This is a genomic window from Cryobacterium psychrotolerans, from assembly GCF_900101115.1.
GTDB classification, from domain to species: domain Bacteria; phylum Actinomycetota; class Actinomycetes; order Actinomycetales; family Microbacteriaceae; genus Cryobacterium; species Cryobacterium psychrotolerans.
The window spans coordinates 206550-213059 of the sequence record NZ_FNFU01000005.1 but is presented as its reverse complement, the minus strand read 5'-3'; the positions used below and the strand labels follow the sequence as shown (position 1 = coordinate 213059).

9 protein-coding genes are annotated in these 6510 nt (G+C 68.3%); all 9 read right to left on the bottom strand.

Annotation, left to right across the window (positions count from 1 at the left end; translation table 11 throughout):
* Nucleotides 1–147: 147 nt before the first annotated feature.
* Entirely contained in the window at nucleotides 148–2124 is a 1977-nt protein-coding gene (locus BLQ39_RS06855) for a bifunctional copper resistance protein CopD/cytochrome c oxidase assembly protein (RefSeq protein ID WP_092322745.1), read from the bottom strand.
* A 112-nt stretch (nucleotides 2125–2236) separates the two neighbouring features.
* Nucleotides 2237–2524, bottom strand: a complete 288-nt coding sequence (locus BLQ39_RS06850; protein ID WP_092322744.1) for an HU family DNA-binding protein — start codon at nucleotides 2522–2524, stop codon at nucleotides 2237–2239.
* 261 nt (nucleotides 2525–2785) lie between these two features.
* Nucleotides 2786–3091 carry a 30S ribosomal protein S14 gene (gene rpsN / locus BLQ39_RS06845; RefSeq protein WP_092322742.1) on the bottom strand — a complete coding sequence of 102 codons (306 nt, stop codon included), beginning with the start codon at nucleotides 3089–3091 and terminating at the stop codon, nucleotides 2786–2788.
* A gap of 2 nt (nucleotides 3092–3093) precedes the next feature.
* Complete coding sequence (gene rpmG / locus BLQ39_RS06840) at nucleotides 3094–3261, bottom strand: 50S ribosomal protein L33 (RefSeq protein ID WP_092322741.1); 168 nt, start codon at nucleotides 3259–3261, stop codon at nucleotides 3094–3096.
* Nucleotides 3261–3497: a 50S ribosomal protein L28 gene (gene rpmB, locus BLQ39_RS06835; RefSeq protein ID WP_092322739.1), complete on the bottom strand. Its 237-nt coding sequence runs from the start codon at nucleotides 3495–3497 to the stop codon at nucleotides 3261–3263. The genes rpmG and rpmB overlap by 1 nt, the downstream gene beginning before the upstream one ends.
* Nucleotides 3498–3629: 132 nt before the next feature.
* Complete coding sequence (locus BLQ39_RS06830) at nucleotides 3630–4055, bottom strand: Fur family transcriptional regulator (RefSeq protein WP_092322738.1); 426 nt, start codon at nucleotides 4053–4055, stop codon at nucleotides 3630–3632.
* On the bottom strand, nucleotides 4052–4858 hold the full coding sequence (locus BLQ39_RS06825) for a metal ABC transporter permease (RefSeq protein ID WP_092322736.1): 807 nt from the start codon (nucleotides 4856–4858) through the stop codon (nucleotides 4052–4054). The genes BLQ39_RS06830 and BLQ39_RS06825 overlap by 4 nt, the downstream gene beginning before the upstream one ends.
* Nucleotides 4858–5724 carry a metal ABC transporter permease gene (locus tag BLQ39_RS06820; RefSeq protein WP_198417101.1) on the bottom strand — a complete coding sequence of 289 codons (867 nt, stop codon included), beginning with the start codon at nucleotides 5722–5724 and terminating at the stop codon, nucleotides 4858–4860. Before BLQ39_RS06820 ends, BLQ39_RS06825 begins: the two co-directional genes overlap by 1 nt.
* The gene (locus tag BLQ39_RS06815; RefSeq protein ID WP_241982937.1) at nucleotides 5725–6504 is read right to left on the bottom strand and encodes a metal ABC transporter ATP-binding protein; all 780 of its coding nucleotides are present in this window, start codon (nucleotides 6502–6504) and stop codon (nucleotides 5725–5727) included. It abuts the gene before it with no gap.
* Nucleotides 6505–6510: the final 6 nt, after the last annotated feature.

The following is a 6510-nucleotide window of genomic DNA, read 5'->3' as shown; positions in this document are numbered from 1 at the left end:
TCCGTGGCATCGGCTTGAGTGTGGTAACCCAATCGATACCGGAGGTCCTCACCTTTTTAGCTCACGCCACGCACACAACCTCCGTGGGAACAACAACTAGCCTGGCCGCCGGGCCGGGCACTGGGCCCGACCACCTGCCCGGGGCGTTTACCGGTCGTGCGCCGCGAGACGCGCGAGCCGCGCGTTGTACGCCTCGAGGTCGGCGTCGCCCGTGCGGTCCGCATTTCGGTCGATGCGCCGGGATTCCTTCTCGTCTCCGCGGCTCCACTGGATCACCACCGCGATGGCCAGCGCGATCGTCGGAATCTCGCCGATGCTCCAGGCGATGCCGCCGCCGGCCTGCTGGTCCGCGATGGCGCTCAGGCCCCAGTCGCGCCCCATGGCCCCGTACCAGTCGGCAAGCAGCAGCCCGGTCCCGGTCATCAGCGCCACCCCGAAGAACGCGTGGAACGCCATCGTGCCCAGCAGGAGCAGCAATCGGAATGCGTGGGGCAGCCGGTACGGCACGGGATCGATGCCGATCAGCGACTGCACGAACAGGTATCCCGTGATCAGGAAGTGCACGACCATCCACTCGTGGCCGATGTGGTCTGTGGTCGCCCAGCTGAACAACGCCGAGTAGTAGAAGACCCACAGCGATGCGGCGAAGACGATGGCCGCCACGAACGGATGCGCCAGGATCCCGGCGGGCTTCGAGTGAACGGCGAGCAGGATCCACTCCCGCGGGCCGCGGCTGCCGTCGTGGCGCTTGCGAATGGCGCGCGCAGCGAGCGTGACCGGCGCCCCGGGAACCAGGAGCACCGGCACGAGCATCGTCAGGGCCATGTGCGCGAGCATGTGGGTGGAGAACAGGTACTTGCCGTACACATTCACGCCGCCGTTGGTGATGTAGAACAAGGCCAGCATGCCCAGGACCCACAGCACGGTGCGGTACACCGGCCAGCTGTCGCCGCGGCGGCGGAGTCGCTGCACCCCGGCCAGGTAGAAGAATATGCCGAAGGCGCAGAAGAACACCCAGGCGGGGTCGAAATTCCACTCGGTGAAGTAGCGGGAGAAGGTGAGTTCGGGCGGCAGCAGCTCCCCGGTCAGGATTTGCGCCGGCGTCGAGGTGGGGATCTCCGCGGCGGTGACCTGCACGACCGGCGTGGCCGTCTTCGCCAACGCGGCCGCGACGCCCGAGGCCAGGCCCATGAAGGCCAGTTCCGCGGTGATGAGCCACCAGAGCCACGGGCGGGAGTCCGACCGTCCGGACGTCATCCGGCCGATGACGAACCGGCGCTGCAGCACACCGAAGCCGCCCAGGGCGACCAACGCCGCCACCTTCACCAGCACGAGCACGCCGTAGGGGCTGAAGATCCGCTCGAGGCTGCCGACGCGGAGCTCCGCGCTGAAGTAGCCGGATACGGCGACCACGATAAAGGAGACCAGTGCGAGGGAAGAATAGCGGGACAGGACCACGCTGAGACGATCGCCCGTGAGGCTGCCGCGCAGCACGAGGACGGTCAGCAGCCCACCCAGCCAGACGGCGGCGAACAGCAGGTGCACGCCGAGTGCGGTGATCGCCTGATCGTGGCCGGTCGCGCCCGCGGAGTGCCCCTGCAGCGCCATCGGCACGAGCGCGGCGACCGCGAGGAGCGCAACGAAGACGATCGCGGTCTGGTTGCGCACCGCGAAGCAGAGCACCGTGACGCCGGCGGCGATCAGGGTGGTGCCGAGCCAGGCCTGGCCGATTTCAATCTGGCTGAAGAATTGGCCCATCGTCGCGCTGAACGTGTCATCGAAGCTGAGCGAGACGTTCGTCACCTGCAGGAAGGTGAGGAACCCGGTGAGCGCCGAGGCGACGGTGAAGACGGCTGCGGATGCCGCGGAGAAGTCGAGCGCGGTGTTGAACTCACGTTCCCCGGGGCTCAACGCGAAGAGGGTGAGCACGAGGGCGCCGATCGTGCCGGCCGCGCCGAGGTTGACCAGCAGTTTGGCGATGGGCAGGCTCCATCGCACCACGGGGCCCGGGTCGGCGAGGAGCTGCGCGGCCGCACCGCCGCCATACGCGAGCCCGGCGAGAGTCGCGAGCAGAGCCACCAGCAGCAGGGCTGCCGGACCGATGAGGCGGACAAGACGAGGCACCCAGCCAGCCTAACCGTGCGGGCCCGCCCCGGCTCGCGGCCGGATCCGCGCCCGGGCACAGAAGAGGGCGCCGACCGAAGTCGACGCCCGTCTGTCGTGCAGGTACCGAATGCTACTTGGCGGCGGCCTTGAGCTTGCTGCCGGCGGTCAGCTTGACGCGGTGGCCTGCGGCGATCTGGATCTCTTCGCCGGTCTGCGGGTTGCGGCCGGTGCGCGCGGCGGTAGCGGTGCGCTCGACTCCGAGCCAACCCGGGATGGTGACCTTGCCGTCGTGTGCAACGGTGTCGGCGAGGGTTGCGAAGAAAGCGTTCAGAACGCTGTCGACGGCAGTCTGGCTCTGGCCAGAGTCTGCGGCAACCTTGGCAACGAGCTCGGTCTTGTTCAGCGACTTGTCAGCCATTGAGTGTCCTCCTCGGACCTTCGTAGAAACAGGTAGTTAGGGTGAACGAATTGACTCCGGGGAGCTTCTCCGCTGGTCGGTTCGACCGCGTTGAATCTAACAGAGATCGGCGGAATTCCGCGGATTTCCGGCGTTTCGGAGCGCTTTTCCCCGGCGAGTCGCTTTTATTTCGCTCTGCGCGGAACGACTCAGGGGATGCCGACCGAAGTCGACATCCCCTGAGGACGTTACGGAGGACCGCTCACGCGGCCGTCCGGGGTGCTACCAGCTGGACTTGGTGATGCCGGGCAGCTCGCCCCGGTGCGCCATGTCGCGGAAGCGAACGCGCGAGATACCGAACTTGCTGAGGTGGCCGCGAGGGCGTCCGTCAACCGCGTCGCGGTTGCGCAGGCGCACCGGCGAAGCGTTGCGGGGGAGCTTCTGCAGGCCCAGGCGAGCGGCCTCACGGGACTCATCGGTGCCGTTCGGGTCGATGAGAGCCTTCTTCAGCTCGAGGCGCTTGGCGGCGTATCGTTCGACGATTACCTTGCGCTGGTTGTTCTTGGCAATCATGCTCTTCTTCGCCATTTTTAGCGCTCCTCACGGAAGTCAACGTGCTTGCGCACTACGGGGTCGTACTTCTTGAGTACGAGACGGTCGGGGTCGTTGCGACGGTTCTTGCGGGTCACGTAGGTGTAACCCGTTCCGGCGGTCGAACGAAGCTTGATGATCGGACGGACGTCATGCTGCTTTGCCATTAGATCTTCACCCCACGAGCGAGTACGTCCTTGACGACGGACTCGATGCCGCGTGCGTCAATGACCTTGATGCCCTTGGCCGACAGGGTCAGCGTGACGTTCCGGCGGAGCGAGGGTACGTAATATGTCTTCTTCTGAACATTCGGGTCGAAGCGACGCTTGGTGCGTCGGTGCGAGTGCGAAATGTTGTGTCCGAAGCCGGGAACGGCTCCAGTCACCTGGCAGACAGCTGCCATGGTTTTCCTCCATTACCGAAGGGCGAATGCCCTTCCCAAGATCTCTTGTCGGCCGGAACGCCCGCGCTCTCCCTGGTGGGGAGCGGCACGTTGCGGCAATGCACGCACGGATGTGCGCAGCAACGGTCAACTCTACGGCCTCGACGCGCCTCGCGCAAACCGGCCCGGCGAGGGGGCGACGGGGGCGCAGGTGGCGCAGAGGCCGAAGACGTCGACCACATGGGCGGCCTGGCTGAAGCCGTGCTCTGCGGCCACGTTCTTGGCCCAGATCTCCACGGCATCCGCCTCGATCTCCACCGTCAGGCCGCAGTTTCGGCAGATCAGGTGGTGGTGGTGGTCGTTCGTGCAGGCCCGGTACAGGCTCTCGCCCTCCGGCGACTGCAGGGAGTCCGCGGCGCCCTCCGCGGCGAGGTCGGCGAGGGCGCGGTACACCGTGGCGAGGCCGATCGGCGAGCCGGTCGCGTGCAGCGTGGCGTGCAGGCCCTGCGCGCTGACGAAACCCTCGGCCGTGTCGAGGGCCGCGCGCACGGCTTCCCGCTGCCAGGTGTTTCGCTTCATGCTCGGGGCCGTATCCGCGCCCGGCCGAGCCGGTGAACGCCGAGGGCCGCCAGGAAGAAGCCGGCCGCCGTGAGGGCGATCGCCGGCCCGGCCGCCACGTCAAGGGCGCGGGAGAGCAGCACGCCGATGGCCCCGGATGCCGCGCCGACCAGCGGCGCGGCGACGAAGATCTGGGTCGTCGTGCGGGCGAGCTGGCGCGCGGCGGCCGCGGGCGCCGCGATGAGCGCGATGGCGAGGATGGCGCCGACGGCCGGCATCGCCGTGACCACCGTCGCCGTGATGAGGGCGAGGCTGAGCAGTTCGATCGGCCATTCCCGGTAGCCCGCGGCGCGGAATCCGTTCTTGTCGAAGGTGGAGAAGAGGATCTCCTTGCCCAGGAAGACCATGACGGCGACGGCGAGAAGGAGCACGCCGGCGGCCAGGAGCACGTCGCCGGTCGTCACGGTGAGGATCGACCCGACCAGGTAGGAGTCGACCTGCACGGGCAACGACGGGTTCAGGGCCTGGAGGAGCACGCCGAGGGCGAACCCGGCGGTGAGCACGATGCCCGACGCAACCTGGGCTCCCTGCCGCTCGACCCTTCCGATCACGGTCATGATGCCGACAATGGCGACGGCCGCAACGGCCGCGCCCAGGGGGATGCTGACCCCGAGGATGGCTGCGGCGATGGCGCCCGGGAAGGTCGCGTGGGTGAGCGCCTGGGCGAAGAACGTGCGCTGGCGCAACACGACGAGTGAGCCCACCAGCCCGGAGAGCGCCCCGATCACGAGGGCGGCGAGGAGAGCCTTCTCGAAGTAGCCCATCACCGCTCCGTCCTGCCGCGCAGCCGGTCGACAAGGATCCGGGCGAGGAGAGCAACGGCGTAGCCCGCGACCAGCACGAGCACGACGGTCGCGCCGCTCGACAACTCGATGCCGAGATCGACGGATGCCGCATAGCCGAGCGCCAGCCCCAGCCAGGCCGCCACCCCGGAGAACACCGCGGCGATGGGGAAGAGCAGCCACAGCCGCGAGGTGAGGAGGCGCGCCACCGCACCGGGGACGATCAGCACGGCGAGCACGAGCAGGTTGCCGACCGCACTCGTCGCCGCCACGACGACGAGGGCGATCGCACCGTTGAGCATCAGGTCGAGCAGGAGCGGACGATAGCCGGCCGCGGAGAACCCGGTGTGGTCGAAGGCCCGGAAGACCTGTTCCTTGAGGGTGAGCGCCACGACCAGGAGGGCGACGCCGCAGATCACGATCGTCTGCACGACCTCGGCCGGGCCGACGGTCAGCAGGCGCCCGAACAGGAGCTGCTCGAGCTGCCCGGCGTAGTTGGCTTCACGGGAAACGACGACGACGCCGATGCTGAACATGGCCGTGAAGACGACCGCGATGGCGGCATCCGTCGGCACCTTGCTGCGCGCGATCAGGGTCAGGGCGACGGAGGCGACAAGTGCGGCGATCAGCGCGCCGACGAAGAGTCCGTCCTGCCCGCTCCAGACGAAGCCGATGGCTATTCCGGGGAAGACCGCATGGGTGAGCCCGTCGCTGATGAACTCCAGTCCGCGCAGGTTGACCAGCACCCCGACCACCCCGGCGACAAGGCTGAGTGCGGCGAGTACGGCCAGCGCGCGGGCCATGAACGGCAGCGCGAAGCCGTCGAACAGGAAGCCGGCGAGGTCCACCTAGTGGCCCTCGTGCCCGGGCACGACGACGGTGTGTTCGTCCATCTCCACGCCCACGTCCTGGAAGGTGCGCTGCACGTTGTCGAGGGTCAGCACCTCGTCGCGCGGTCCGAAGGCAACCTGGCTGCCGTTGAGCAGCAACACCTCTTCGCAGACGGCCCGGGCGAGCTCCAGGTCATGGGTCGACACGAGCACGGCGAGGCCGCCCGCCTTCAGCCGGTCGATGGTGCCGATCAGGGCGTCGCGGTTCTCCTGGTCGAGGCCGTTGAATGGTTCGTCGAGCAGCAGCAGGCGGGGGCCGGATACGACGGCCCGCGCGAGCAGGCCCCGCTTCTGTTGTCCGCCGGAAAGCTGACCGAATCGGCTCTTCGCCAGCGGCCCCAGGCCCACCGTTTCCAGGGCGTGCGCTACCGCGTCGCGGTCACGCCGGGACGGCAGGCGCAGCCAGCCGAGGGAGCGGTAGCGGCCCATCATGACGACCTGCTCGAGCGTGATCGGGAAGTGCGGGTCAATGTCTTCGGTCTGGGGAACGTAGCCGACCGAGCCGGCGGGCGCCGCGGACTGGCCGAGCACCGTGACGGTGCCACTGACCCGCGGGACCAGCCCGAGGACGCCCTTGAGCAGCGTTGATTTTCCCGAGCCGTTCGGGCCGATCAGGGCAACGGCTTCGCCGGGTCGCAACTCGAAGGTGATGTCCTCCAGGGCGGGCCCGCGGCCGTAGCTGAAGGAGGCGCCGGAGACCGCCAGTGCGGGCGCCGGATCGGGAGGGTTCTCGTTCACAGCACC